We start from the raw sequence: 24,410 nt of genomic DNA on the forward strand, positions 1-24,410 counted from the left end.
CGGTCATTCCGCTGCGGCGAGCAGCCGTGCCTCGCTCTCGTCGTACAGTCGCCGGTTCAACCGGCTGTCGGCGGCGCGGCGCCGGTGGTCCAGGCGGCTGCCCAGCCACCCGGCCAGGTAGCCGAACGGGATGGAGATCAGCCCGGTGGACTGCATCGGGAACAGGTCGAAGTCGGCGTTCGGGAAGACGGCGGACGGTGTGCCCGAGACGGCCTTGGAGAAGATCATGAGCAGCAACGCGCAGGCCGCACCGCCGTAGAGGGTGGCGAGCAGGCCGGTGCGTGTGAATCCGCGCCAGAACAGGGAGTAGGTGAGCGCGGGTGCCACCGCCGACGCGCCCACGCAGATGGCCAGAGTGGTCAGCACACCGACGTTCCAGTTCTGGACGAGCGTGGCGAGCCCGATGGCCACGGTTCCCACGCCCACGCTCGTCCACGCCGCCACCGTCATCTCCGTACGCGGCTCGGCCTGTCCCCGCCGGGCCGCGTGGGCGAACAGGTCGTGGGCGAGCGAAGAGGCCGCGGCCAGGGTCATCCCCGCGACCGACGACAGCAGGGTGATGAACACCATGCCCGCCACGGCCGAGTAGAGAATCGTCGCGCCCGCGGAGGAGGAGGTTCCGCCCAGCACCTGCGACAGCATGAGCACCGACGTCCGGCCCTGCGGGTCGGCCGCGGTGATGTACCGCGATCCCACCAGCGCCGCCGCGCCCGTACCCATGACGATCACGAGCAGACAGAAGATGGTGACCGTGCCGACCGCCCACGACATGGAGCGGCGCACGGCCGGCACGTCCTGCGCGGAGTACAGACGCATCGTGATGTGGGGGAGACAGGCCACGCCGAGGACCACGGTGATCTGGAGACCGACGAAGTCCAGCCGGTCGACGGCCGAGGTGCCCAGCTGAAGGCCCTGCTGGAGGAAGGCCGGGCCCGCGCCGCTGCCCTGCTGGGCCGCCCTGAGGAGGTCGCCGGGATTCCAGTCGAATCGGTTCAGCACCAGAGCGGCGACGACGAAACTGGTGCCGATCAGTATCACGATCTTGATCATCTGGATGAGCGCGGTGCCCCGCATACCGCCGAGCGCCGCGTAAATGATCATCAGACTGCCGACGATGACGATGCAGGCCGTCCTGGCGCCCGCCATGTGCGGGATGCCCAGGATGAAGGTGAGCAGTGACCCGGCCCCGGAGAGCTGGACGACGAGGAAGGGCACGGTTGCCGAGAGCGTCACGACGCAGGCGGCGACCCGCACCGCCCGCCCGGGCATGTTGCGGGCCAGGACGTCACCCATGGTGAATTGGCCGGCGTTGCGCAGGGGTTCGGCCAGCAGGAACATCAGCAGGACCAGGGACAGGGCCGTGCTGACCGCGAGGACATAGCCGTCGTAGCCGGCGAGCGCGATGATGCCCGTGGTGCTCAGGACCGTGGCCGCGGAGATGTAGTCGCCCGCGATGGCCAGGCCGTTCTTGAGCGGGGTGAGCGAGCGGTAGCCGGTGTAGAAGTTCGTCAGGTCGTCGCGTTCCGGTCCCGCCATCACGCACATCATCAGCGTGACGGTGACCAGCGTGGTGAACAGGACCAGGACGACAGCCTGCGTCCCGGAGCTGAAGTCGTTCATCTCGCCGTCCCCGCGTTCCGGCCGGCGGGGACCGCCCGCTCCCTGACGGCCAGGGCCAACGGATCCACCGAGCGCTGTGCGCTGCGTCCGTACCAGGAGACCGCCGCGAAGGTGACGACGAGCTGGAAGACCCCCAGGGTCATTCCCAGGCTCAGCTGCCCGGCGACACTGGCCCCCATCAGGCCCGGCGCGTAGCAGGACAGCACGACATACACCACGAAGGAGCCGAGCGCGGTGAGGGTGGAGATCCGGCGGAGCGCGCGGTAGGCCGAGCGCAGGGCGGCGAGGTCGGCGTTGGGCCGCTGGGTCTCGTGCGCGTACGGCTCGTCCCAGGAAGCCTGTCCGTACGGCTCGGTCCACGAAGCCTGCTCGTACGACTCGGTCCAGGGGGCTTGCCCGTACGGCTCGTACCGCGGGGCGTTGTGTCCGTACCGCTGGTGCTCGGTGTGGGGCGGCGGCCACCCCGTGTCCGAGGGTGGATACCGGTTCTCGTCGGCGAATGTCATCGCAGGGCCTTCCGCTACGGCGATGGCTGTGAGCGGCGCACGATACCGACTGGTTGGAATGCCTATAAGGTCATCGCGGGTCACGTTTCGGGGTCGGTACAGCTCTCTGGGTGCAGGTCGGCGGGCGGCGTGCCGGCGTGTGGCGAACATCATGCACCAGACATACCTACTGGTCGGTACCCTGCGGCGGGAGCCGTGAACGACAGGAGGCGCGATGTCTGCGACCAACCGCCAGATCCGTCTGGCAGCCCGCCCCGTGGGCGAGGTCAAGCCCGAGGACTGGGAGCACTTCTCAGGGCCCTTCGACGAGCCGGGCCCGGGCCGATTCGCGGGCCGGACGCGCGTCATCTCCCTGGACCCGGCGATGCGGGGCTGGCTGGACGACCGCCCCTCCTACCTGCCGCCCGTGGGCATCGGCGAGGTGATGCGCGCCGGGTCGGTCATCGAGGTCACCGCCTCGAATCACCCCGACTTCCAGCCGGGCGATCACGTGGTCGGCACGTTCGGCGTTCAGGAGTACGTGGTCTCCGACGGCAAGGGCGCCCTGAAGGTCGACACCTCCCTCGCCCCGCTGTCGACGTATCTCGGCGCGCTGGGCATGCCCGGTATGACCGCCTATTTCGGTCTGCTGGACGTCGGGGCGCTGAAGGACGGTGAGACCGTCGTGGTGTCAGGGGCGGCCGGGGCGGTCGGCACGATCGCCGGCCAGATCGCCAAGGCCAAGGGCTGCCGGGTCGTGGGCATCGCCGGAGGCCCGGAGAAGTGCGCCATGCTCATCGACGAGCTGGGATTCGACACGGCCATCGACTACCGCGCCGAGGACGTCAGGAAGGCGCTGCGCCGGGAGACCCCCGACGGCATCGACGTCTACTTCGACAACGTCGGAGGGGACATCCTCGACGCGGCCCTGACGAGGCTGGCGATGCATGCGCGGGTCGTGGTCTGCGGTGCGATCAGCCAGTACAACAACGCCACGCCGGTCAAGGGCCCGTCCAACTACCTCTCGCTGCTGGTGCGCCGCGCCCGCATGGAGGGCTTCGTCGTCTTCGACTACGCCAAGCGCTACGCGCAGGCGGCGCAGGAGATCGCCGCCTGGATCGGGGCCGGCCGCATCAAGGTCAAGGAGCATGTGGTGAAGGGGAGCGTGGACGACTTCCCCGAGACGCTGGGGATGCTCTTCCGCGGGGAGAACGTCGGCAAGCTCGTCCTGGAGCTGGCATGACGGCCGTCGAGAGCGCCGTCGCCGCCCGGCCGGGACAGGCGGAGGGCGTCGCGCTCCAGGGCAAGGTGGCGATCGTCACCGGCGGTGCCAGTGGACTGGGCCGGGCCACGGCACTGGCGCTGGCGGAGGCGGGGGCACGCGTGGTCGTCGCGGACCTCGACGCGCGGGGCGGCCGCGAGGTGGCCGACATGGTCGGCGGCCGTTTCCGCGCCTGCGACGTCTCCGATCCCGACGCCAACCGCGCGCTGGTGGACTTCGCCCAGGAGCAGTACGGCGGCGTCGACATCGCCTTGCTCAACGCCGGGGTGGCGACCGGATGCGGCGTCGGTGAGGACTTCGACCTGGCACGCTACCGTCGCGCGATGGGAGCCAACCTCGACGGCGTGGTCTTCGGCACCCATGCGGTGCTGCCGGCGCTGCGGGCCCGCGGGGGAGGGGCCATCGTGGCGACCGCGTCCCTGGCGGGCCTGGCCGCCGTACCGCTCGATCCTCTGTACGCGGCCAACAAGCACGCGGTCGTAGGGCTTGCCCGCTCCCTGGGGCCGGCTCTCGCGGCGGACAACGTGCGCTTCAACGCTGTCTGCCCCGGCTTCGCGGAGTCGCGGATCATCGATCCGCTGCGCGACATGCTCTCCAAGCAGGGGCTGTCGGTCATTCCGGCCGAGGTCGTGGCGGACACCGTGCTGCGGATCCTCACCGGAGACGGCACGGGGGAGTGCTGGTTCATCCAGCCCGGCCGCGATCCGGAGCCGTTCCGGTTCCGTACGGTCCCTGGTCCCGGCGAGCCTGTCGGGCTCTGAGAAGACCGTCAGGCGGTGGTGGGCTGAGAGGCGAACGCGCGCTCGAGCAGTGCGTACAGAGTGTCCTGCTCCTGCTCGCTGAGTCTGCTCAGCCCGGCCAACGTCTTGTTCATCTTCCCGCGGATCACGTCGATGACCTGCTCGCCCTCCTCGGTGAGCAGGACGTTCTTGACGCGCCTGTCGGAGGGGCTCGGCTCGCGGCGCACCAGGCCGCGCTTCTCCAGCCGGTCGACGATTCCGGTCATGTTGGAGGCGTCGCAGGTCAGCGTGGTGGCCAGCGTGCTCATGGAGGCGGGGCCCCGGCGCAGCACGTTGAGCGTCTTGCCCTGGCTGGCCGTGAGGTTCTCGCTCGCGGCGGCGACCGTGAAGTCGCCGTAGTAGGCAGCCAGGGACACCGAGAGCAGCTCCATGAGCCGGGAGGTGTCGACGCGAGAGGGTGCGGTCATGAGCGTCACCTTACGCCTGAAAACTTGACTATCTCAAATATCGATGGCTACGGTCTCACCCATTACTTGAAGTTCTCAAGCTTCGATGATCTCAAGTAGTTCGTCGAGCTCTCACGTAGGGAAGAGATCCGTGCCTCACGCGCAGCAGACGGCGCCCCGGAGACAGCCAGCCGACACCGCGGTCGTCCTGGTGCTAGGCCTCGCCGCGATGGTCGTCTCGATGATGCAGACGCTCGTCGTCCCGATCCTGGGAATCATCCAGAGCGACCTGCGGGCGACCACGGCCAACGTCAGCTGGGTGACCACCGCCACGCTTCTGTCGGCCGCGGTCTTCACACCGCTGCTCGGCCGCTTCGGCGACCAGCACGGCAAGAAGCCCACCCTCGTGGGCGTGCTGCTCGTGATGATCGCGGGCTCGGTGCTCGCCGCCACCACCACCTCGCTGACGTGGCTGATCGTCGCCCGAGTGATGCAGGGTGCGGCCACCGCGATCTTCCCGCTCGCCCTCTCCATCCTGCGTGAGGAGATCAGGCCGGAGAAGCTGCACGGCGCCATGGCCCTGGTCAGCGGCACGCTCGCGTTCGGCAGCGGACTCGCGCTGGTCGGCGCCGGGCTTCTCACCCGCGGCTCCGACCCCGACTACCACCGGGTCTTCTGGCTCGCGGTGGTCCTCGCGGTGATGGCGCTGGCGGGTGTGCTGTTCACCGTGCCCACTTCCCGGACGACCACGGGCGGGCGCACGGACTGGCTGGGCGCGGGCACCCTGGCGATGCAGCTGGTGCTGCTGCTTCTGCCGGTCTCGCAGGGACACGAGTGGGGATGGACGTCCGGCCGTACGCTCGGTTCCTTCGCCGGGGCCGTCGTCATGGCGGTGGTGTGGGTCGTCGCCGAGCGCCGGGTCAAGGAACCCATGGTGGACATGAAGATGTTCGTCCACCGGCCCGTTCTCTTCACCAACCTGGCCGGGCTGCTGCTGGGCTTCGCGATGTTCGCCCAGTTCATCGGTGTCTCGTACCTCGTCCAGATGCCGGAAGGCGTCGTCGGCTACGGCTTCGGCGCTTCCGTGCTCGAAGCGTCCGTCGTGTATCTGCTGCCGACCACACTCGTCTCGCTCGTGGGCGCCCAGTTCGGCGGGGTCCTGGTGCGCCGGCTCGGCGCGCGCTTCACCCTGGCCGCCGGGGCCTGCTTCGGAGTGCTCGGCTTCACGTGGCTGAGCGTCGCGCACGATGTGACGGCCTCGGTGATCGGCGCCGGCATGGTCATCGGCCTGGCGATCAGCTTCGGCTACGCCGCCATGCCCGCGCTCATCGTCGCCGGCGTGCCCGCCCACCAGTCCGGCATCGCCAACGGCATCAACTCCATCTCCCGCTCGGTCGGCAGCGCCGTCGCAAGCGCGGTGATCACCTCGCTGCTGGCGTCGAAGACCATCCCGCTGCCGGGCGGAGGGCCCGCGCTGCCGCAGGAGAGCCAGTTCACGACGACCTTCGTGATCGCCGGAGCGGCCTTCGGTCTGGTCGTCGCCGTGGCCCTTGTCGGCATCAAGTCGTCGCACGCCCCTCGTACGTCCGTGCCGAGGAAGGTCGCGGACTCCTCGACGGCGGGGCTTGCGGAGGCGGAGGCCGGTGCCGAGCTCGTGTGACCGTGCTTCAGGCTCTGCCGCTGTCCCCAGCGTTGCCGCCGTCCGGAATCATCGAAAGGTTCAGCCACCACAAAGCAGTCCTCACCCAGCCGTCTGCTTGACCCCGCAGTCTCCTTGAACCCGCAGTCTCCTTGAACCCGCAGTCTCCGAAAGGCATGTCACGATGACGACGTCCGACCACCCCCAGCACGTACCCGCTGCCACCTCGGTCGATCACCGCACCGCGGTCGCGGCGGAGACCGCCCGGTTCGTCGCAGCGGTCAAGGACGCCGACCTGGCCACGGCGGTGCCCAGCTGTCCCGGCTGGACGCTGGCCGACCTGGTCAGGCACACGGGCAGCGTCCACCGCTGGTTCTCGGTCCTGCTGCGGGCGCGCATCCAGGAACCCCCGCGCACGCGTGACGTGGACCTTCAGCTCCCCGGCCAGGAGGACGGATACGTCGACTGGCTGGCCGAGAGCGCGACCGTGGCCGCGGACGCCTTCGCGGCCACCGACCCGGACCTGCCGATGTGGGCCTGGGGCGCCGACCAGCACGCCCGATTCTGGGCACGCCGGATGCTCTTCGAGACCCTGCTGCACCGGGCCGACGCCGAGGTCGCACTCGGACTCCGGCCCGCGATCGACCGCCCGGTCGCGGTGGACGGGATCGACGAGTTCCTCGTCAATCTGCCCTTCGCCACCTTCTTCGCGCCCAAGGTGGCCGACCTCCGTGGCTCCGACACGACCATCCGCTTCCGCACGACCGACGGGGACGACGCCTGGGTCGTCCGCCTGCGGCCCGACGGCTTCGGGCTCGACCCGGCTCACCCGACCGCGGCCCCCACTGACGCGACCGTCCAGGGAACCGCGGCCGACCTGCTCCTCCTCGTCTACGGCCGACTGCCCTACCAGGCAGATGCCTTCGCCCACGAGGGCGACGAGCACTTGCTGACCCACTGGTTCGCCAACTCCGCGTTCTGAGGAGGCGCCGGCCCCCTCACACCCTCACCAACTGGGCCTGGCGACACCGCCGTAGGAACAGGTGCGGCCCTTCGACATCTCGAAGTGCAGATGCGGCCCGGTCGCGTTGCCGGTGGCGCCGACCTTGCCGAGCTGCCTTCCGGCACTCACCTTCTGACCGGCCTTCACCTGCCGTTCCGAGAGATGGCAGTAGGTGGTGATGTGGCCGTTGTCCGCGTGCAGCCCGATCCATTGCCCGTAGGCTTTCCCGTCCGGTTCCGGTTTCCAGGCGTACGGACCATGTGCGTAGAAGCCGAAGGTGACCTTGTGCCCGGGCACGGGCGACGGCACCTGTTTCCTGCCGGGAGTGCCCGCACGGGGAGGGGAGGGTGCTGCGGTCCTGCAGTCGACCTGGAAATGGACATCGTGGCCGAGGGCGGTGGGGGAGGTGCAGCCGGGGTTGCCGTCGGCGTCGGTTCCTTTGAAGCCCTGGGCGAGTTGTTCGGCGCGGTAGGCGGCTCTGGTCTGTTCGCCGAAGAAGCCGGTGGGGCCGTCGGGGATCTTGCGGCCCCGGGTGATCAGGGCCTTCTGTACGGTGCGTACGTCCTCGTTCCGCTTGCCGAACTGGACGTTGGACAGGGCGACGATGACCGGTTCGCCTCCTCTCGTCAGGCCCAGGGGGTCACGGTCAGCCGGATCCTCGCGTTCTCGCCCAGGAGCGGGGCGTCGGTGTCGGGCAGTTCGATGTCGTCGGTCCAGACTCCCGGGGCGGGGTTCTGATCGGTGAGGGCATGGTCATCGGGCCGGTAGTCACTGATGGAGCCGGTGACGGGTGGCGATCCGGGATCCTCCTCGAACTCCTCGTGAGCCGGGCCTGGACACTGGATGTCCTCACCGCCGAGCCCGAGCCGGTCTACGTGGCCGACATCCGAGGCACCCAGCAGCGCAGGCTGCTCGACCAAGCATCCCTGCCCCTCCTCCCCGTCGACGACCGGGCTCCGGGCCAGCGCGTCCACGAGCACCTGGAGGCGCAGGGCCGTTTCGTGACCCGGCCCACGAGCGAAATGGAACTCAACATCCGGGTCGACAAGTTGCCGATCGGCGACGTCCCCCGGGTGCTGCTGTACGCCCTGGCCGGGCCTTGGCTGGAGACCCTCATCGTCGCGCTGATGGAATTTGACGACGAGTGGTCCTCCCGCGCCAGGGTCCCCGCCGCAGGCCGCGTCAGGCAACGGCTTCGATCCTGTGGCGTCGTCGTGGCACGAGCCGCGGTCACCCATATCGCCGGTCACGCCCTCGACACCTCCGACGGCGACCGCTCCCTCCTGTACGACCATCCGGACGAACCCCTCCTCGTTGTGGTGTGCGCGCAGCGGTCAAATCGGCGACCAGCCGGAAACTGTCGTCGCCGGCGGTGCGTATCTGGCGCAGCTGCTCGGGCGAGGGGATCACCACCCGCTTGGGGTCGTACTGCGGCGGCTTCACTCCGGTCACTGGGTTGTCGTCGAACAGCCCCAGCCGGTTGGCGTCCAGCAGGATCGCCTTCCGCTTGTCGAAGGCGTTCGCCTGGACGGCCAGGCCGATGCCGTTGCGTTCCATGGTCTGGATGAAGCCCTCGACGACCTTGTGGTCGAAGGTGTCCATCCGCCTGGCTGCCCAGCAGCGGCAGCACATGGATGTTCGGCAGCGATTCCAGGTGCACCACCGACGCCCGGCCCCAGGTCCCGCTGCCCGGCCTTCCACTCGTCGGCGTACCCCTCGAACCGCATCGCCCCGTACCTGGCGATCCGCTCCGCCTTCGCCTGACCCGGCGGCGCCGCCTTCTTCGCGTTGTAGATTTCCGTCAAACGTGCAATCGCCTGGTCCTGGGTCGCGAACCGGACTCCTTCACCTGCTTCCCCGCCCAGCGACCGGTAGCGGATCTTGTAATGGTGGGGACACTTCGACCACCGCGACCGCGGATGCTCACACTCCTTGAAAAACGAACCCATCCCACGAACCAGGGCAGTGGAACTCACGGTTGCCGACTCCTCCGAGACCGATGCTGACGGTTTGCTCACCGTCGGCGGTCCGGAACGCCGCTGACCTGCGCTAATGCGCACAGGACCCGCTATGTTCCGGAACTGGATCGGGCGGTCCCAGGAAGAGATCGAGCAGGCACGCCGGGGCTGGATGGAGGTCACTCGCTTCGGTGAGGTGAAGGGCTACGACGGCGCCCCTCTGCCCGCTCCGGAGCTGCCGCCCCTGCCGCTGAAGCCGCGGGGCAGGGTGCGCTGACGTCACGCACCTGATCGTGCGTCAGGCGTTCAGGATGCGTTCAGGTGGACGCTGCCAAGGTCGACACGACGACCGCCGTCGCGCGGTCGCCGCTTGCCACAGGGCGCTCGTCCCCTTGCGGGGCGGGCGCCCTGCCGTTCGACCCAGGAGCCCCCCACCTTGCAGAAACCCGACATGCTCACCGACCTCGACGTCGCGAGCACGACCAAGTCGGTCATGAAGAAACTCCCGGAGGTGACGCTGGCGTTCTGGATCATGAAGATCGCCGCGACCACCCTCGGCGAGACGGCCGGCGACCTCTTCTCGCAGACCCTGAAGCTCGGTTACTTCCTCACCACGGTCGCCCTGTTCCTCGTCTTCGTGGTGACGCTGGTCGTCCAGCTCAGGTCCGACCACTACAACCCGTTCTTCTACTGGACCGTGATCCTGTCGACCAGCATGGCCGGCACCACGATGTCCGACTTCATGAACCGCGACGCCAGCGCCAAGTACCTGTCGAACGGCGCCACTTCGCTGGGCTGGGGTCCGCAGGGCCTCGGCCTGGGCTATCCCACGGGCGCCGCGATCCTCGTCTCGATCCTGCTCGTCATCTTCGCCGTGTGGAAGGCGGCCGGGATGACCTTCGTCATCCGGGACATCGTCAGCTTCCGCGGAGAGGCGCTGTTCTGGTCGGCGATCCTCGTCTCCAACACCCTCGGCACCTCCATGGGCGACTTCCTCTCCGACAGCTCCGGACTCGGCTACGCCGGCGGCGCGCTGCTCGTGGCGGGGGCGCTCGCCGTCCTCCTCGCCCTGATGAAGGTCCCGGCGGTGCCGAACGTGCTGCTGTTCTGGATCGCGTTCGTCCTCACCCGGCCGCTCGGTGCGACGGCCGGTGACTTCCTGACCAAGCCGGTCGCCAAGGGCGGCCTCGACCTCGGCACGGCCGGTTCCTCGGCCGTACTGCTGGCCGTCCTGTTCGGCCTGATGGCCCACGCCCAGGTCCGGGAGCGCCGGACGACGGCACCGGCGGAGCCGGAGGCCGTGACCCAGCCGGCCGACTGAGCCGTCAGGCCGTCGCCCGGCCGGTCGGCTCAGTCCGCCAGCCTGTCGGTCGGTCGGCCTCAGCCGGCCGACCGAGTCGGCAGTTCAGCCGGTCCGCGGTCATCTCACCCTGCCGGCCGGTCATCCGGTCGGCAGGTCGACCGAGAAGCGCGCGCCGCCCTGGTGTCCGGCGTCGTGCGACACCTCACCGCCGATGGCACGGGCCAGGCGGCGCGCGAGCGGCAGGCCGAGGCCCGCTCCGTCGTGCCCGTCGTCCGGGTCGGCGCGTCGGCCGGGCTGGAAGAGCAGGTCGAGGAACGGCTCCGGTACGCCCGTACCGTCGTCGGTGACGGTGATCCGCAGACCGCCGGGCCGCGATCGCGCGGTGACGGTCACGGTGGAGCGGGCGTACCGGACCGCGTTGGTCAGCAGCGGGCTGACGATGCGTTCGAGGAGGGCGGGGGCCACGCCCGCCTCCAGGTCCCCGTCCGGTATGTCGACGACCGTCTTGATCCGTTCCCCTCGCCCCCGCGTGTCGAGGTTCGCGGTCAGCCGGTGCAGGACGGGTCCGACGGCGGTGGTACCCGGGGCCGTGTGGGAGTTGCCGGCGCTCTCCCGCGCGTCGTCGAGCAGGGTGTCGCAGATGGTGCGCATGGACTGGGCGGCCTCCGCGATGACCTCGTGGGTGGCGTGGGTCTCGGCGGCCGAGCGGGGCCGCGCCCGCCACCAGTCGAGTTCGACGATGATCCGGGTGAGGGGGGTGCGCAGTTCGTGCGACAACTCGCCGGTCAGCTGCCGCTCGTGCCGCAGAACGGTGCGGATGCGGTCCAGCAGCGCGTCCAACGAGGCGCCCAACCGGGCCAGTTCGGCCGGATGGTGCTCGGCGCCGAAGCGGTCGTCGGAGCCTACGGCACTCCACTGCGTGGCCTGGTCCGTCATCGTGCGGACGGGGCGCAGCGCCCGTCCCACCGCAAGACGCGTCAGCACATAGGTGCAGGCCAGCATCACGGCGTCGAGGATCAGGGACCCGAGCAGCACCATCCGCGCCGAGTTGCGGTACGGGGCGAGGTCGAGGGCCGTGACGACGGTCGCGCTGCTGCGGCCGCCGGTCACCGGGCGTGAGCAGAGGCGGACGAAGCGCGGGTTCTCGGCCCGTCCCGTCACGCAGCCCCGTCCGCCGCCCACGGCCAGCCGGTCGGCGGCGCGGGTCAGGGCGTTGCCGGCTGGCGCCGTCGGCGGCTTCTCCAGCAGTCGTGTGCCGTCGTAGATCCATACGTTCGCGTCGAGAAGGCGGTCGTTGGCGGTCTCCACCACGCGCACGTGCGGGCCGCTGGTGTCGATGGTGGTGGCGACGGCGGCCGCGCGGGTGCGCAGCTCGTCGTCCGCCTGGTGCTGCAGATGCCGGTCGAGCACGGCGTTGAACGCCACGGTCAGGACGGCCATCAGCAGTGCGGCGGTGGTCAGCGCCACCAGCGAGAGACGGCCACGCAGGGTTCGGGGGGCCAGGCGGTGCGGGAGGGGGTTCATGACAGCCGGTGTCCGACCCCGCGCACGGTCGTGAGGTTCAGGTCGCTGCCCGTCCCGCGCAGCTTGCGGCGCAGCCGGCTCAGGTACTGGTCCAGCGTGTTGTCACTGACCTGCGCGCCGTCGGGCCAGGCCGCCCCCACCAGATCGCGCCGGCTCACGATGCCCCCGGCCGCGGCGACCAGGGTGGCCAGCAGACGGAACTCGGTGGGGGAGAGGTCGACGTGCGCCTCGCCGACCGCGGCGCTGTGCCGGGTCGCGTCCAGGACCAGATCGCCCGCCCTGGCCACGGCCGGTGGCGCGGCACGTCTGAGCGCCACCCGCAGCCGGGCGACGAGTTCGGCGAGATGGAACGGCTTGGACAGGTAGTCGTCGGCACCTGCGGAGAACCCGGACAACCGGTCGGTGAGGTGATGGCGGGCCGTGAGGAAGATGATCGGGGCGGCGAACCCGTTGGCGCGCAGCGCCTGGCACACGTCCCGGCCGTCCGCGTCGGGCAGCCCGACGTCCAGGACGACCGCGGCGATGTCCTCGTCCGCCAGCCGCAGGGCGGTGGCTCCGTCGGCGGCGGGCACGGGCGCGAAGCCCTCGTCGGACAGGCCCCGGCGCAGCACGTCACGCAGGGCGTGATCGTCCTCGACGACCAGGATCTTGTGGCGCATGCTCCTCCGCCCCGTAAATGAAGACGATTCACGCAAATCGCTTACCGACTACAACCTTGTAGACGCCGTCTGAACTGTAGACGATCGAAGAGGGGCGTCCGTTCCCGTCCATGACCCGAACGGCGGACAGCTGAATCCCTGTCAGGTCCCGTGGCCGACGGACCCCGGTCCTGCGGAACCTCGCGCCGCGGCTCGTCCCGCGCACGACGCGCTCGACGGATCTCGGGTGGCCGGACGTACGCGACTGCCGCCCAATGGGGGCGAGACAGAGGAGGCGGTTCATGGTTGGCACCTACCGCGCCGGAACGAGCGTCGGGATGCGGCGCCGTACCGCCACGGCTCCGGTGGCGCCGCCCTCGCCTCCGACACGGGCGCGTGGTGTTCCGGACGCGCCCCGGCAACTGCACCGGGGCATGACCCTTGTCGCCACGATCAGCCTGTTCATCGGCACACGAGCGGCCTGGACCGACGCGATGCTCTCGCGCCCGCATGCCGCCGGGGTCATCTCGGTCTGCTACGCCTCGATCCTCGTCTGCGCGGTTCTCGGTCTGGTCGTGCGCACCCGCCGCGCGCTGATCCGGGTCGACGCGGTCGTCCTGATCACGGCCGTGGCGCTGGTGATGTGCGGTTACCTGCTGGACCACATGGGCAGCGACGAGGGCGTGCTGACCGCTCAGGCGGCGAACGAGATCCTGCACGGCCGCCCGGTGTACGGCCGACCGTGGCCCTGGCTGTTCGGGACCCCGCGCGTCGGGATCACCAAGACCATGTCGGGCGGCGCGGACTTCACGTACGGCTATCCGCCGCTTACGGCGCTGCTCGCGGCACCGGTGCACGCCGTCGTCCACTCGACGGCGGCCGCCACCCTGGTCACGACCTCCGTCCTCCTCCTGTCCTCCGTCCTGCTGTGGCTCCGGCTGCCGGCGCCGTGGCGCTCCGCCGCCACGGCCGTCTGCCTCGGCTTCGGCTTCCTGCCGCACTACGCCTACCTCGGCTACCCGGCCATCACGGCCCTCGCGCTGCTCGTGCCGGTGGTGGTCCGCTGGCCCGACACGGGCCGGTACGGGCACCTGGGACCGGGGGGCGTGCTGCGCGCGGCCTGTCTGGGCGCGGCCGGCGCCGCCCAGCAACTCGCCTGGTTCCTGGCTCCGTTCCTGCTGATCGGCCTGTACGCCGTCCGGCGGGGCGAACTCGGCCCGCGGCGCGCCCTGGCGGTCACCGCCCGCTACGCCGCCACCGCCGCCCTCACCTGGTGCGCCCTGAACGCCTACTTCGCCGTCCAGGGCTTCTCGGCCTGGCTGGACGGTATCCTCCTGCCGCTGCGGCAGAAGGCGATCCTGCACGGGCAGGGCGTGATGGGCGTCTCCTACTACTTCACCGACGGCAGCAGCCGCCTCGACTACTACTCCTACGGCAGCAAGCTGCTCCTGTTCGGCCTGCTCGCGGTCACGCTGCTGTTCGTCCGGCGACTGGGCCCGGCCATCACCGTCCTGCCCTGGCTCGCGTTCTACTTGGCCACGCGCTCCCAGGACGGCTACTTCCTGATGATGACCCCGCTGTGGCTGGCGGCCGCGGCCACGGTCCCGGCGGCCGCCTTCGCCACCGCCTGGCAGCCGCGCCTGCCGCGCGTCACCGGCCGACGGGTGAAGGCCGCCCTGGCGGCCGGGCTGCTCGCCCCGGCCTTCGTGTGCGTGCTGATCGCCGCCGCGAGTCCGCCGCCTCTGCACATGAGCCTCACGCCCCGCTATGCCACGCACGGCTCACGCGTCGGCGTCACCGCCATCCGGCTGCGGGCCGTGAACACGACGGGGACGACGCTAGCCCCGCACTTCGCCAGCCGCAGGGGCCAGGGCGCCTCCGGCTGGTGGACCGTCGCGTCCGGCCCCGCCACGCTGGCGCCGCACGCCTGGGCCGAGTACGTCGTCGAGCCGCCGGGCGGCTTCCGCCCCGTGCCGGGTGGGCGTTCCCGGACCTACCTGATCGCCGTCACCGGAACGCCGATGACGATCACCACCGCCGACATCCCGGCGGCCTCTCCCGCCGCCCGGTGAGCGGCAGGCCTTCGAGGACTCAGGGTGGGCCGGACGCGGACGTCCGTCAGCGGGTGGCCATGTCGGGTGCGGTCTTCTTCCGTGCGCGGTAGGCGGCGGCCTTGATCCTGTTGCCGCACGATTCCATGCCGCACCACTGGCGCCGCATGCCCCGGGAACGGTCGATGTAGACCCGGGTGCACTCGGGGTTGCCGCACTCCTTCATCAGAGGCACGTCGGGGCCGCTGAGCAGCTCCACGGCCTGCCGGGCGACGGTGGCCAGCGCGTGCTCGGGGGTGGCTTCGGTGTGCCTGCCGGTCGGGGTGAGCTGAGGCGTGACCGGGGTCTTGCGTGCGGCGGCGTTGAGCACGGCGAGTGCCTGCCGGTCGAAGTCCTCGCCGAGCCGGCGGTCGGTCACCAGCTGGTAGATGGCCTCGCGCACCGTGGTCGCCGCGTGGACGTCGTCCTCCCCGCCGGGCGTGATCGTGTCCACGAGCCCGGACTCCAGGTACCAGGCGTTCAGCCGGTCCGGAGTCACGAACATCTCGAAGCGCGTGGAGCGCCGGGCCCGCAGCGTGGCCGCGAAGTCCAGAACCGGGTGCCCGCACACGAAGACATGGTCGAGATTCACGTCACCATCTTGACAGGTGACCGCAGGGAGGTGCAAGGAGCGTGACGATTTCGTCCGGCGCTCCCTGAGGGCGGCGCGCCCGCGATCGTACGGCGCCGCCGGGAGCCGTCCAAGGTGGTCGACCGGCGGCCCGCCGGCGTACGGCCTCGGCGGCTGTCACACGCCGGCGGTTCACACCTCGGGCCCTCCCACCTCCCCGAGCGTGCCGTCGGCCAGACGCAGCCGGCGGTTCACACCGATCTCGGCGAGGAACCGCTCGTCGTGACTGACGACGACGAAGGCCCCCTGGTAGGAGTTGAGCGCGCTCTCCAACTGGCCGACGCCGGCGAGGTCGAGATTGTTGGTCGGCTCGTCGAGCAGCAGCAGGTGCGGGGCCGGTTCGGCGCACAGGACGCAGGCCAGGGTGGCGCGCAGGCGTTCTCCGCCGGAGAGCACGCGGACCGGCAGGTGGGCACGCGGGCCCCGGAAGAGGAACCGGGCGAGCAGGTTCATCCGCTCCGCCTCGGTCCGCTCCGGGGCGAACGCGGCGAAGTTCTCCGCGACCGTGCGGTCCGGGTCCAGCAGGTCCAGACGCTGGGAGAGGTAGCCGATCCGGCCGTCGTTGCGCTTGATCTCCCCGCCGTCCGGGACGAGTTCGCCGGTGATCAGCCGCAACAGGGTCGACTTGCCAGCGCCGTTGGGCCCGGTCAGCGCGATGCGTTCGGGGCCGCGGACGGTCAGATCGATCCCGCCCGGCGCGAACACGTCCCGGCCCCCGAGGCGGACCCGCATCCCCTCGCCGAGGAAGAGATTGCGCCCGGCGGGCACCTGGGTGTCGGGCAGTTCCAGGGTGAGGCGCTGTTCGTCGCGCAGGGCGCGTGCGGCCTCGTCCAGACGCGCCCTGGCCTCGCCGACCCGGGAGGCGTGCATCGTGCCGGACCTGCCCGCGGCCTCCTGCGCGCCGCGCTTCATGTTGCCGGCGAAGATGCGCGGCAGGCCCGCGTTCTTGAGGTTGCGGGAGGCGTTGCTCGCACGACGCTCGGCGCGCTCCCGGGCCTGCTGCATCTCCCGCTTCTCCCGCCGGAGTTCCTGCTCGGCGTTGCGGACGTTCTTCTCGGCGGCCTCCTGCTCGACGCTCACGGCCTCCTCGTACGCGGTGAAGTTCCCGCCGTACAGGCGCAGTTGGTCGCTGCCGAGCTCGGCGATGCGGTCCATGCGGTCGAGCAGCGCGCGGTCGTGGCTGACCAGCAGCAGGGTGCCGGTGAAGTCGGACAGCACGTCGTAGAGCCTGTGCCGGGCCTCGAGGTCGAGGTTGTTGGTCGGCTCGTCGAGCAGGAGGACGTCGGGGCGCCCGACCAGCTGGGCGGCGAGGCCGAGGGAGACGACCTGGCCGCCGCTGAGGGTGCCCAGGGGACGGTCCAGGGTGAGGTCGGACAGGCCCAGGCGGTCGAGTTGGGCGCGGCTGCGCTCCTCGATGTCCCAGTCGTCGCCGATGGTGGTGAAGTGCTCCTCGCTGACGTCCCCGGCCTCCACGGCGTCGAGGGCCCGGATCACCGAGGCGACGCCCAGCACCTCGGCGACCGTCAGGTCGCCGGTCAACGGAAGGGTCTGCGGGAGATGGCCGAGTGTGCCGTCGACGGTCACCGAGCCGGTGGCGGGCCGGAGTTCGCCGGCGATCAGCCTGAGCAGGGTGCTCTTGCCGGAGCCGTTGGGGGCGACCAGGCCCGTACGGCCTGCGGACACGGTGAAGGACAGGTCGTGGAAGACCGGGTTGTCGTCGGGCCAGGCGAAGGACAGGTTCGAGCAGACGACGGAGGCGTCGGACATGGAGATGACCTCGAGCGGGTGGCGGGCAGAGAGCAGACCACTGCCCTGGGCAGACGTGGGAGAAGGGGGTACGACGAAACGGACCACGTCGGCGGCGCTCCTGAGCACCGGCCGGTGGCCGTCAGGTCCGGGTCTCACCCGGAGATGTCGTCGTCACCCGCCACGTCTGCGACTCCTCGATACACGGTCGATGTCCCGGGCATCGTAACCGTTCCCGCCCGCCCGCCGGCACGCGCTCGCTTCGAACACGAGCCTTCGGGCACCCCTGATGATCGCGACACCTCCGGGCACCCCTGATGAACGCGATCGAGGCATCTTCACCGATACTTCATCGGTGCGGTATGCGACGGAGCTTCTGCTGCCCCACGACAGAACCTGCCCCAGGAAGGCTGAACCACGGTGACGACCGCCGCATATCAGGGTGAACCCGGATCCAACTCGGCGACCGCCGCGCGGGCCCTCTACCCCGACGCCGGGCACATGCCCTGCACGAGCTTCGAACAGGCCCTGGACGCCGTGACCCTCGGCGCCGCCGACGTCGCCGTCATCCCGGTCGACAACTCCGCGGCCGGACGTGTCGCCGACGTACACCACCTGCTCCCGGAGTCCGGCCTGTTCATCGTCGCCGAGTACTTCCTCGCCATCCGCTTCGACCTGATGGGCGCCCCCGGCGCCACCCTCGACCAGGTGGAGTGCGTACGCAGTCATGTGCACGCGCTGGGGCAGTGCCGCAAGGTGCTGCGGGAGGGCGGCTGGCGCACCCTCGTCAGCGACGACACGGCCGGAGCGGCGCGCGAGGTGGCCGAACTCGGCGACCCGCGGCACGCGGCGCTCGCCCCGCCCGCCGCGGCCGAGCTCTACGGTCTCGAGGTGCTGCGCGCCGAGGTCGAGGACGACCCCGACAACACCACACGGTTCGTCGTCCTCTCCCGGGAGGCCGCCCTGGCCCCGCACACCGGGGAGCCGACGATGACGAGTCTGTTCTTCAGCGTCCGCAACATTCCCAGCGCCCTGTACAAGGCGCTCGGCGGGTTCGCCACCAGCGGCGTGAACCTCACCAAGATCGAGAGCTACCAGATGGGCGCGGGGCTCAACGCCAGCCGCTTCTACGTCGAGGTCGAGGGACACCCCGACGACGAGCGCATCGCCCTGGCCCTGCACGAGCTGCGCTTCTTCTCCACCGAGGTACGCATCCTCGGCGTGTACCCCGCGCACCCGCACCGGCTGGCCAACTGAGCGGACGGCCGTCGGGGCTGAATCGGTTCTGAATCGGTGCGTAACGGAATGGAGCGGCGCCGCCGTCGGTTTCCTGGTGCACGCACCGAGGGGAGAAGCCTTGACCCACTCCGACCCCACAGACCAGCCGCCCCGACTCCGTCGCGTCCGTCTGCCCGGAACCGTGTCGCCACCGCGTGAGGCCGCTGCCCGGCGCCCGGCGGGGGAGAAGGACACGCAGCAGACGTCCGGATCGCAGACGGCTCCGCAGAACATGGAATGAGCCGAGCCCGACGGCCCTCGGGGGCACCTGAACTCAGGTGTTCCCGAGGGCCGTCGGCGTGTCAGGGCGTCCCGAGGCCCTTGAGAAGGGTGTCGACGACGACGTCCGCTGCCTGTCCCGCGCTCAGTTCGGGCAGCTGCCGGGAGACCAGATGCATCAGCTGGGGCAGCAGCGCGCTCGCCCAACCCTGCGGGAGCCCCGGGCGCAGGAGACCTTCGTCGGTGGCACGGCGCAGGAAGGCGTCGACCTCCTCGATGGCCGCGTCGCGGCGGGCGTGGACGCTTTCGTCGGCGAGCATCCGGTTGAGGTCGACGGGCCAGGTGCGGTTGACGGCGATGATGTTCTCGACGTAGCGGTGCAGGGCGACGGCTACGGGCGCCTCACGCAGCCGGGCGTCCTCGATGGCGCGCTCGATCCCCGCGAGACGGGCTTCGTAGATGGCCGCGAGGAGATCCTCCCGGGAGGCGAAGCGGCGATAGACGGTACGCCGGTCGACCCCCGCCTCGGCCGCGATGCTCGCGATGCTGGCGCCCGGGTCGGCGGCGAGCATGCGTGCGCCGGTGGTCAGGACGGCTTCCAGATTTCGCGCTGCGTCGGCTCTCACCGCATCGAGTCTAGTGGGGCGATGTGATGTCTGAGACGTCTAGCGCCTCAGGTGTGTAGAAAGATGGGATCTAAATGCCCCATCCTCGTAACAGATGGGGCCGGCAGCGCCGGATGGCTATCCGGAGATGCCGTATCCGGCCGTGATGGACGACAACCGTGGGTCCGGCTTGCTTGCCGGCGCCGGCCGCCCTGGAATTTTCCCGGTACTCGCGGCGTTCCGGCTCTGCCGGGTTCGTCACCGCTTCGGCGGGTGACGAATCTGACAGGTTGATTATCACCTGTCGATATGGTGACGAGCGAGGAGCTGTTCGGATCGCCGACGTGCGAGCCTGGAGCCCTGCGCGAACGACGTGAACGGAAAGGTGAGGTGCCATGAGTGACACCGAGGAGAGGGCGCTGCTGGCGGGCGGCTGCTTCTGGGGCATGCAGGAGCTGATCAGGGCGCTGCCCGGTGTGACCCGCACGCGGGTGGGCTACAGCGGCGACAACGACAAGCCCAACGCCACCTACCGCGACCACGGAAAGCACGCGGAGTCGATCGAGATCACCTTCGATCCCACGGCCACCGACTACCGCACGATCCTGGAGTACTTCTTCCAGATCCACGACCCGAGCACGAGGAACCGGCAGGGCAACGACATCGGTCTCAGCTACCGCTCCGCGATCTTCTACTTCGACGAGGAGCAGCGCCGCGTCGCCGAGGACACCATCGCCGACGTCGACGCGTCCGGCCTGTGGCCGGGTCCGGTGGTGACCGAGGTGGTGCCGGCCGGTCCGTTCTGGGAGGCGGAGCCGGAGCACCAGGACTACCTCCAGCGCTACCCCGACGGCTACACCTGCCACTTCCCGCGCCCCAACTGGCGCCTGCCCAAGCGCGCCGAGGCCTGATCGCGCCGCGTTCCCGCTGAACCGACCCCTGGGTGCACTTCACCCAGGGGTCGGCCTGTGTCTGCCCTCATGCGCTTCTGGAGACACGCTCACGGGGAGCTATAAGGCGCAAGTGCTACTCTTGTGTGACAGTTCAAGACTGCCAGTCATGCGCATCGCATCGACGCACCGGAAGAGTGAAAGCACATGATCATTTACGACAGGCTTTTCGTCGGAGGTTCCTGGGTCGAGCCGAAGAACCCGGAACTGCTCGACATCGCCTCGCCGCACGACCGGTCGGTCATCGGCCGCGCCGCACAGGCGCAGCCGACGGACATCGACCGGGCCCTCGAAGCGGCCCGCACGTCCTTCGAGAAGGGCGAGTGGCGCCTGGCCCCACCGGAGCGACGAATCGCGGTCCTGCGGCGGTTCAACGCACTCCGCGAGGAGAACGCGGAGAAGATCGCGCACCTGATCTCGCTGGAGAACGGGTCGGCCGGCTGGTTCACGCGCGCCGGGCAGCCGGGTCTGACCCGGCAGGCGAACGCCTACCTGAAGGCCGCCGAGGAGTTCGGCTGGGAGGAGGCGCTCGTACCCTCCGACCCCTCGTCCCCCGTACGCAGCGTGGTGCGCCGCGAGGCGGTCGGGGTCGTGGCCGCGGTGATCCCCTGGAACTCACCCTTCTCCTCGGCCACCGCGAAGATCATCCCCGCGCTGCTCGCCGGCAACTCCGTCGTGCTCAAGGTGTCCCCGGAGAACTCGCTCAGCATGGGCTTCCTCGCCGAACTGCTGGAGCGGCTGGACCTGCCCGAAGGGGTGACCAGCGTGCTGCCCGCGGACCGGAAGACCAGTGAGTACCTGATCTCGCACAGGGAGGTCGACAAGATCGCGTTCACCGGCTCGACGCGGGCCGGCCGCCGCATCGCCTCGATCGCGGGCGAGCAGCTCAAGCGCGTCAGCCTGGAACTGGGCGGCAAGTCCGCCGCGATCATCCTTCCTGACGCGGACATCGAGAAGGCGGTCGCGGGCCTGAAGTTCGGCTCGCTGCTCAACAACGGCGAGTCGTGCATCGCGCAGACCCGCATTCTGGCCCCGCGCAGCCGGTACGAGGAGGTCGTGGCCGCGCTGAAGGGGCTCGTGGAGTCGCTGAAAGTGGGCGCCCCCGACGACCCCGACACCTTCATCGGCCCGATGATCCGCCCCGACCAGCAGGAGCGCGTGCGCGCCTACATCCGGCTCGGCATCGACGAGGGCGCCCGTCTGGTCACCGGCGGTCCGCAGATCCCCGAGGGCCTGGAGAAGGGCAACTACGTCACCCCCACCGTCTTCGCCGACGTCGACAACTCCATGCGGATCGCGCAGGAGGAGATCTTCGGCCCGGTCCTGGTCGTCATCGCCTACGACGACGAGGACGACGCCGTCCGCATCGCCAACGACTCCGAATACGGCCTCTCCGGTGGCGTCTGGTCCGCCGACGAGGAACGCGCCCTGGCGGTCGCCCGCCGCGTACGCACGGGCACCGTCACCGTCAACGGCGCCTCCGTCGCCTTCGACGGCCCGTTCGGCGGCTTCAAGGCGAGCGGTGTCGGCCGCGAGTACGGGGCCGTCGGACTCGGCACCTACACCGAGTACAAGACCATCACCGTCTGACCCGAACTCGCACGCCCGTAACCGGTTGGGGCGGTGTCGTGTGGGTGGATGTCGACGGCATCTCGCGGTGCGTGTGCCGATGCGTCACCGGCTTGACAGGTGACGCGAGGCTCGGCATGCTGATGAACGTCCGAGGCGACAAGCCGGACGTTCATCCACGAGCGACGAAGTGGAGCACGGTCATGAACAAGGGGCTCTCAAAGCAAGCCGCCGAGGCGGCGGTACGGCATGCGCGATTCGGCAGGCTTCCCGAGCGCATCCGCTTCGAGGACATGACCGAAGCGGTCGAGGCTGCTCCGTCGGGCGGAGTGAACGCGTCGTACGAGCCGGAAGGTTCGTGGAAGTACTACTCCTGCCTTGCCCTCGACCTGGGTCTGTAGACAGCCCCGCTCCCCGCACCCCCGCGGCACCATCGAAAGCGAGATCACAGTCATGGACATGAAGCTCGAAGTCGTCATCCTCCCGGTCGGCGACGTGGACCGGGCCAAGGGCTTCTATGCAGAGCGGCTCGGCTGGCGCCTCGACGCCGACTTCCCGATCAACGTCGGTTACCGGATCGTGCAGGTGACCCCGCCGGGCTCCGAGTGCTCGATCATCTTCGGTGAGGGCCTCACCGAGCAGGAGGCGGGCACACTCCACGGCCTCCAGCTGACCGTCACGGACATCCTCAAGGCCCAGGAGGAACTGGCCTCCCGCGGTGTGGAGGTGTCCGGCCCGTTCCGGGACGAGACCGGTGCCTTCCACCACGCCGGTGACACCCACCGGGTGCCCGGCGTGCACCCCGAGCGGGCCAGCTACGGCACCTTCGCCGCCTTCAAGGACCCCGACGGCAACGAGTGGTTCCTGCAGGAGATCACCGAACGAGCCCCCGGCCGCTGACAGTTGGAGTCCAGGACAGAGGGGCAGCACAGACCATGGCGGACAAGCCGAAACCGCGGCCCAGGACCGGGGGCGCACCGGTCGGGCGGCGGGCGATGCTGGGCATGCTCGGCGCGGGCGCGGGCGCGGGCGCGGGCGCGGGCGCGGGCGCGGCGGGGCTTGCCGCCGCGCCGTATCTTCAGCGCGGCTGGGAGGGGTTGCTCGCCGCGGCCTCGGAGGTCGACGCCACCGGCCTGACCGGTCTGCCGCCCGACCCGGGCGGCTTCCGGTACTACAGCGTCGTCGGCTCGGTGCCGCACAAGGACCGGACCGACTACGAACTCCGCATCGGCGGGCTGGTGGAGCGGCCGAGGACCTACACGCTCGACCAACTCCGCGCGCTGCCGCAGACCCGAGTGGTCCACGACGTCCAGTGCACCCTGGGCGGCGAGCACGGCATCGAGGGCTGGGAGTACTACTGCGGCGCCCGCGGCCACCACGAGCGCTCCGCGAAGTACCTCACCTGGGACAGCGTCGACAAGATGGCCTCCAGCGACGTCTTCCGGGCCGTCCCCCTCATCGGCCCGCGCCCCGTGCTGCAGATCATCGGCGAGCGCGCGGTGACCGCCTGGATGGCGATCGAGGCCCGCCAGGCCGCCACCGGCCCCAAGGGACTCCACCGCATCCCCGGCGCCAGCCACGTCGACCTCTACGACAAGCGCGAGTACGTCGATCAGGCCGTCGACAAGCTGGCCGACTATTTCCCCACCCACCTCGACAAGTGACGTGCCGAGGCCACGCGGGGCTGTTCCGTTCGGCGGAGCCCGACCCGCCCGGTCACGCCCGCCCCGTCACGCCCCCGCCCCAGCCCTGCCGACCGTGGCCCCGTCGCTCAGGGCGAGCCTGAAGGCGGCCTCGTCCGGACCGCCGGGTGCCGCCGACAGGATCACGATCTTCAGCTCGGAGTCGCCGTCGGTCAGGACGTCGCAGTCCACCTCCACGGCACCGGCCACGGGATGCTCGACCCGCTTGCGGTCCTCGCGGTGGGCGGCCACCGTGCCGTTCGCCCACAGCCGGGCGAAGGTCTCGTTGCCGTCGACGAGCAGGCGGATCAGCTCGGCCAGTTGCGTGTCGTGCGGGAAGCGGCCGGCCGCGCGGCGCAGGTCGGACACGACGGCCAGGTCGGAGCTGTGGCTGTCGCGTACGAGCACCGGCCACAGGGCGATGCGGACGCGGTCGGGGCCGACCGGGAACCGCTCCCGGGCGAAGTTGCGCTGCTCGGGCCGCGAGAGCGAGGGGTCGCCGAGCAGTGACGCCCATCCGGCGTTCCACCACAGCATCTGCCAGTCGGCCGCGAAGACGGCCACCGCGACGTCCCCGAGCCGGTCGAGGACGCGACGGACACCGGGCGGGACGGAATCGGGGACGAGTCCGGCGTCCGGAGGCGCCAGTCCCGCCAGACGGTGCAGGTGGTCGCGCTCGGCGTAGGTCAGGTGCAGCGCGTGCGCCAGGGACGCGACCACCTGCGCGGAGGGCGTCGTCGCCCGCCCCTGCTCCAGCCGCACCACGTAGTCGACCGACACCCCCGCTCGTTCGGCGAGTTCCTCGCGGCGCAGTCCCGCCGCACGGCGTCCGGGCCCGGAGGGCAGCCCCACCGAGGAGGGCGACAGCCGCTCCCGCCAGGCGCGGATCGTCGTACCCAGTCCGACACCGTCTCTCGCCGTCATGCGATCCATACTGCCCTGATGCACTCCAGGCGATCCTGGTACTGCCTTTCCTACGGTCGACGTCTCCCTGGCGCAGCG

Annotated in this window: 24 protein-coding genes and 2 pseudogenes; 13 read left to right on the top strand and 13 right to left on the bottom strand. The window is 70.3% G+C overall.

The genetic code is table 11. From position 1 onward, the window contains the following. Nucleotides 1-3 precede the first annotated feature (3 nt). Nucleotides 4-1,620 (bottom strand): cation acetate symporter, encoded by a 1,617-nt coding sequence (locus tag ACIGDI_RS41800; RefSeq protein ID WP_399907904.1) that lies wholly within the window; start codon nt 1,618-1,620, stop codon nt 4-6. Then, nucleotides 1,617-2,126 carry a DUF485 domain-containing protein gene (locus tag ACIGDI_RS41805; RefSeq protein WP_399907906.1) on the bottom strand — a complete coding sequence of 170 codons (510 nt, stop codon included), beginning with the start codon at nt 2,124-2,126 and terminating at the stop codon, nt 1,617-1,619. Before ACIGDI_RS41805 ends, ACIGDI_RS41800 begins: the two co-directional genes overlap by 4 nt. 214 nt (nt 2,127-2,340) lie before the next feature. On the opposite strand from ACIGDI_RS41805, the gene ACIGDI_RS41810 reads away from it, so the two are divergent. Beyond that, nucleotides 2,341-3,348, top strand: coding sequence for an NADP-dependent oxidoreductase (locus tag ACIGDI_RS41810; RefSeq protein ID WP_399907908.1), 1,008 nt, complete (start codon nt 2,341-2,343; stop codon nt 3,346-3,348). Beyond that, complete coding sequence (locus tag ACIGDI_RS41815; protein ID WP_399907910.1) at nt 3,345-4,148, top strand: SDR family NAD(P)-dependent oxidoreductase; 804 nt, start codon at nt 3,345-3,347, stop codon at nt 4,146-4,148. The genes ACIGDI_RS41810 and ACIGDI_RS41815 overlap by 4 nt, the downstream gene beginning before the upstream one ends. 8 nt (nt 4,149-4,156) lie before the next feature. On the opposite strand, the gene ACIGDI_RS41820 is transcribed toward ACIGDI_RS41815, so the two are convergent. After that, on the bottom strand, nt 4,157-4,594 hold the full coding sequence (locus tag ACIGDI_RS41820) for a MarR family transcriptional regulator (RefSeq protein WP_351584426.1): 438 nt from the start codon (nt 4,592-4,594) through the stop codon (nt 4,157-4,159). A gap of 130 nt (nt 4,595-4,724) precedes the next feature. Between ACIGDI_RS41820 and ACIGDI_RS41825 the strand changes: the two genes are divergently transcribed. Continuing rightward, on the top strand, nt 4,725-6,233 hold the full coding sequence (locus ACIGDI_RS41825; protein ID WP_399907912.1) for an MFS transporter: 1,509 nt from the start codon (nt 4,725-4,727) through the stop codon (nt 6,231-6,233). 163 nt (nt 6,234-6,396) lie between these two features. Continuing rightward, on the top strand, nt 6,397-7,194 hold the full coding sequence (locus tag ACIGDI_RS41830) for a maleylpyruvate isomerase family mycothiol-dependent enzyme (RefSeq protein ID WP_399907914.1): 798 nt from the start codon (nt 6,397-6,399) through the stop codon (nt 7,192-7,194). Between the two features lie 24 nt (nt 7,195-7,218). Here ACIGDI_RS41830 and ACIGDI_RS41835 read toward each other — a convergent pair whose 3' ends face one another. The 4 genes and pseudogenes from ACIGDI_RS41835 to ACIGDI_RS41850 form a co-directional block, all read right to left on the bottom strand. Next, the gene (locus ACIGDI_RS41835; RefSeq protein WP_399907916.1) at nt 7,219-7,512 is read right to left on the bottom strand and encodes a M23 family metallopeptidase; all 294 of its coding nucleotides are present in this window, start codon (nt 7,510-7,512) and stop codon (nt 7,219-7,221) included. Between the two features lie 153 nt (nt 7,513-7,665). Further along, nucleotides 7,666-7,932: pseudogene (locus ACIGDI_RS41840) on the bottom strand (peptidoglycan-binding protein); the annotation flags it as partial. Next, nucleotides 7,842-8,465: a hypothetical protein gene (locus tag ACIGDI_RS41845; protein WP_399907918.1), complete on the bottom strand. Its 624-nt coding sequence runs from the start codon at nt 8,463-8,465 to the stop codon at nt 7,842-7,844. The gene ACIGDI_RS41845 and the pseudogene ACIGDI_RS41840, both read right to left, overlap by 91 nt. Further along, nucleotides 8,446-8,817, bottom strand: coding sequence for a hypothetical protein (locus ACIGDI_RS41850; RefSeq protein WP_399907920.1), 372 nt, complete (start codon nt 8,815-8,817; stop codon nt 8,446-8,448). The genes ACIGDI_RS41845 and ACIGDI_RS41850 overlap by 20 nt, the downstream gene beginning before the upstream one ends. A 468-nt stretch (nt 8,818-9,285) precedes the next feature. Between ACIGDI_RS41850 and ACIGDI_RS41855 the strand changes: the two are divergent. Both ACIGDI_RS41855 and ACIGDI_RS41860 read left to right on the top strand, forming a co-directional pair. Continuing rightward, nucleotides 9,286-9,450 (top strand): annotated as a pseudogene (locus ACIGDI_RS41855) (pirin family protein); the annotation flags it as partial. Between the two features lie 159 nt (nt 9,451-9,609). After that, nucleotides 9,610-10,494 (top strand): hypothetical protein, encoded by an 885-nt coding sequence (locus ACIGDI_RS41860; protein ID WP_399907922.1) that lies wholly within the window; start codon nt 9,610-9,612, stop codon nt 10,492-10,494. 120 nt (nt 10,495-10,614) lie between these two features. Here ACIGDI_RS41860 and ACIGDI_RS41865 read toward each other — a convergent pair whose 3' ends face one another. Both ACIGDI_RS41865 and ACIGDI_RS41870 read right to left on the bottom strand, forming a co-directional pair. Next, nucleotides 10,615-12,000 (bottom strand): sensor histidine kinase, encoded by a 1,386-nt coding sequence (locus ACIGDI_RS41865; protein WP_399907923.1) that lies wholly within the window; start codon nt 11,998-12,000, stop codon nt 10,615-10,617. Continuing rightward, nucleotides 11,997-12,659, bottom strand: a complete 663-nt coding sequence (locus ACIGDI_RS41870) for a response regulator transcription factor (RefSeq protein WP_390630355.1) — start codon at nt 12,657-12,659, stop codon at nt 11,997-11,999. Before ACIGDI_RS41870 ends, ACIGDI_RS41865 begins: the two co-directional genes overlap by 4 nt. 281 nt (nt 12,660-12,940) lie before the next feature. Between ACIGDI_RS41870 and ACIGDI_RS41875 the strand changes: the two genes are divergently transcribed. Further along, complete coding sequence (locus ACIGDI_RS41875; RefSeq protein ID WP_399907925.1) at nt 12,941-14,710, top strand: hypothetical protein; 1,770 nt, start codon at nt 12,941-12,943, stop codon at nt 14,708-14,710. Between the two features lie 46 nt (nt 14,711-14,756). On the opposite strand, the gene ACIGDI_RS41880 is transcribed toward ACIGDI_RS41875, so the two are convergent. After that, nucleotides 14,757-15,320 carry a CGNR zinc finger domain-containing protein gene (locus tag ACIGDI_RS41880; RefSeq protein WP_399907927.1) on the bottom strand — a complete coding sequence of 188 codons (564 nt, stop codon included), beginning with the start codon at nt 15,318-15,320 and terminating at the stop codon, nt 14,757-14,759. 171 nt (nt 15,321-15,491) lie between these two features. Continuing rightward, nucleotides 15,492-17,126, bottom strand: a complete 1,635-nt coding sequence (abc-f, locus tag ACIGDI_RS41885) for a ribosomal protection-like ABC-F family protein (RefSeq protein WP_399907929.1) — start codon at nt 17,124-17,126, stop codon at nt 15,492-15,494. A gap of 399 nt (nt 17,127-17,525) precedes the next feature. On the opposite strand from abc-f, the gene ACIGDI_RS41890 reads away from it, so the two are divergent. Further along, nucleotides 17,526-18,362 (top strand): prephenate dehydratase, encoded by an 837-nt coding sequence (locus tag ACIGDI_RS41890; protein ID WP_399907931.1) that lies wholly within the window; start codon nt 17,526-17,528, stop codon nt 18,360-18,362. 323 nt (nt 18,363-18,685) lie between these two features. Here ACIGDI_RS41890 and ACIGDI_RS41895 read toward each other — a convergent pair whose 3' ends face one another. Beyond that, nucleotides 18,686-19,174, bottom strand: coding sequence for a TetR/AcrR family transcriptional regulator (locus tag ACIGDI_RS41895; RefSeq protein WP_399907967.1), 489 nt, complete (start codon nt 19,172-19,174; stop codon nt 18,686-18,688). Between the two features lie 428 nt (nt 19,175-19,602). On the opposite strand from ACIGDI_RS41895, the gene msrA reads away from it, so the two are divergent. The 5 genes from msrA to ACIGDI_RS41920 all read left to right on the top strand — a co-directional run bounded on the left by msrA (nt 19,603) and on the right by ACIGDI_RS41920 (nt 23,390). Further along, nucleotides 19,603-20,118, top strand: a complete 516-nt coding sequence (gene msrA / locus ACIGDI_RS41900) for a peptide-methionine (S)-S-oxide reductase MsrA (RefSeq protein ID WP_200701198.1) — start codon at nt 19,603-19,605, stop codon at nt 20,116-20,118. 186 nt (nt 20,119-20,304) lie between these two features. Next, nucleotides 20,305-21,747: an aldehyde dehydrogenase gene (locus ACIGDI_RS41905; protein ID WP_399907933.1), complete on the top strand. Its 1,443-nt coding sequence runs from the start codon at nt 20,305-20,307 to the stop codon at nt 21,745-21,747. A gap of 182 nt (nt 21,748-21,929) precedes the next feature. Beyond that, nucleotides 21,930-22,127, top strand: coding sequence for a hypothetical protein (locus tag ACIGDI_RS41910; RefSeq protein ID WP_399907969.1), 198 nt, complete (start codon nt 21,930-21,932; stop codon nt 22,125-22,127). 52 nt (nt 22,128-22,179) lie between these two features. Next, the gene (locus ACIGDI_RS41915; protein WP_399907935.1) at nt 22,180-22,626 is read left to right on the top strand and encodes a VOC family protein; all 447 of its coding nucleotides are present in this window, start codon (nt 22,180-22,182) and stop codon (nt 22,624-22,626) included. Between the two features lie 35 nt (nt 22,627-22,661). After that, on the top strand, nt 22,662-23,390 hold the full coding sequence (locus ACIGDI_RS41920) for a molybdopterin-dependent oxidoreductase (RefSeq protein ID WP_399907937.1): 729 nt from the start codon (nt 22,662-22,664) through the stop codon (nt 23,388-23,390). 66 nt (nt 23,391-23,456) lie between these two features. Here ACIGDI_RS41920 and ACIGDI_RS41925 read toward each other — a convergent pair whose 3' ends face one another. Then, nucleotides 23,457-24,332: a helix-turn-helix domain-containing protein gene (locus ACIGDI_RS41925; protein WP_399907939.1), complete on the bottom strand. Its 876-nt coding sequence runs from the start codon at nt 24,330-24,332 to the stop codon at nt 23,457-23,459. Between the last annotated feature and the right edge of the window lie 78 nt (nt 24,333-24,410).

The organism is Streptomyces sp. NPDC085900 (assembly GCF_044540925.1).
In the GTDB taxonomy this organism is placed as follows: domain Bacteria; phylum Actinomycetota; class Actinomycetes; order Streptomycetales; family Streptomycetaceae; genus Streptomyces; species Streptomyces gilvifuscus.

What these genes read in the sequence shown, in the direction of transcription:
- ACIGDI_RS41810 (WP_399907908.1), top strand. Translation starts at nt 2,341, where the DNA reads ATGTCTGCGACCAACCGCCAGATCCGTCTGGCAGCCCGCCCCGTGGGC.
- ACIGDI_RS41800 (WP_399907904.1), bottom strand. Translation starts at nt 1,620, where the DNA reads ATGAACGACTTCAGCTCCGGGACGCAGGCTGTCGTCCTGGTCCTGTTC.
- ACIGDI_RS41870 (WP_390630355.1), bottom strand. Translation starts at nt 12,659, where the DNA reads ATGCGCCACAAGATCCTGGTCGTCGAGGACGATCACGCCCTGCGTGAC.
- ACIGDI_RS41830 (WP_399907914.1), top strand. Translation starts at nt 6,397, where the DNA reads ATGACGACGTCCGACCACCCCCAGCACGTACCCGCTGCCACCTCGGTC.
- ACIGDI_RS41820 (WP_351584426.1), bottom strand. Translation starts at nt 4,594, where the DNA reads ATGACCGCACCCTCTCGCGTCGACACCTCCCGGCTCATGGAGCTGCTC.
- ACIGDI_RS41865 (WP_399907923.1), bottom strand. Translation starts at nt 12,000, where the DNA reads ATGAACCCCCTCCCGCACCGCCTGGCCCCCCGAACCCTGCGTGGCCGT.
- ACIGDI_RS41875 (WP_399907925.1), top strand. Translation starts at nt 12,941, where the DNA reads ATGGTTGGCACCTACCGCGCCGGAACGAGCGTCGGGATGCGGCGCCGT.
- ACIGDI_RS41895 (WP_399907967.1), bottom strand. Translation starts at nt 19,174, where the DNA reads ATGCTCGCCGCCGACCCGGGCGCCAGCATCGCGAGCATCGCGGCCGAG.
- abc-f (WP_399907929.1), bottom strand. Translation starts at nt 17,126, where the DNA reads ATGTCCGACGCCTCCGTCGTCTGCTCGAACCTGTCCTTCGCCTGGCCC.
- ACIGDI_RS41915 (WP_399907935.1), top strand. Translation starts at nt 22,180, where the DNA reads ATGGACATGAAGCTCGAAGTCGTCATCCTCCCGGTCGGCGACGTGGAC.
- msrA (WP_200701198.1), top strand. Translation starts at nt 19,603, where the DNA reads ATGAGTGACACCGAGGAGAGGGCGCTGCTGGCGGGCGGCTGCTTCTGG.
- ACIGDI_RS41920 (WP_399907937.1), top strand. Translation starts at nt 22,662, where the DNA reads ATGGCGGACAAGCCGAAACCGCGGCCCAGGACCGGGGGCGCACCGGTC.
- ACIGDI_RS41815 (WP_399907910.1), top strand. Translation starts at nt 3,345, where the DNA reads ATGACGGCCGTCGAGAGCGCCGTCGCCGCCCGGCCGGGACAGGCGGAG.
- ACIGDI_RS41910 (WP_399907969.1), top strand. Translation starts at nt 21,930, where the DNA reads ATGAACAAGGGGCTCTCAAAGCAAGCCGCCGAGGCGGCGGTACGGCAT.
- ACIGDI_RS41805 (WP_399907906.1), bottom strand. Translation starts at nt 2,126, where the DNA reads ATGACATTCGCCGACGAGAACCGGTATCCACCCTCGGACACGGGGTGG.
- ACIGDI_RS41850 (WP_399907920.1), bottom strand. Translation starts at nt 8,817, where the DNA reads ATGGACACCTTCGACCACAAGGTCGTCGAGGGCTTCATCCAGACCATG.
- ACIGDI_RS41925 (WP_399907939.1), bottom strand. Translation starts at nt 24,332, where the DNA reads ATGACGGCGAGAGACGGTGTCGGACTGGGTACGACGATCCGCGCCTGG.
- ACIGDI_RS41905 (WP_399907933.1), top strand. Translation starts at nt 20,305, where the DNA reads ATGATCATTTACGACAGGCTTTTCGTCGGAGGTTCCTGGGTCGAGCCG.